The 243-nt window shown below is 39.9% G+C and carries 1 protein-coding gene; it reads left to right on the top strand.

Features of this window, described 5'->3' with window-relative positions; genetic code table 11:
* Positions 1-226: hypothetical protein (locus tag ACCC97_RS28895; protein ID WP_413336417.1), on the top strand; the 226-nt coding region annotated here is incomplete at its 5' end.
* Positions 227-243 lie beyond the last annotated feature (17 nt).

Below are 243 nucleotides of genomic sequence, written 5' to 3'. Positions count from 1 at the left end.
AGCTAAAACAGGAAGTGATAGTAACAATAAAATAGCTGTTACTAAAACCGATCACACAAATAACGGCACACGGTTTCAAGTCATTCCACGAGCACGCATGTTGCAAATAGTAACAATAAAATTAATTGCACCAGCAATGCTGCTAAGACCAGCAATGTGTAGGGAGAAAATACCCAAATCAACCGAAGGTCCAGAATGTATGGTAATACCACTTAGCGGAGGATAAACTGTTCAACCTGTACC

The organism is Variovorax sp. Varisp85, assembly GCF_047304045.1.
GTDB lineage: Bacteria > Pseudomonadota > Gammaproteobacteria > Burkholderiales > Burkholderiaceae_C > Variovorax.
This window is presented reverse-complemented; position numbering and strand designations above follow the sequence as displayed.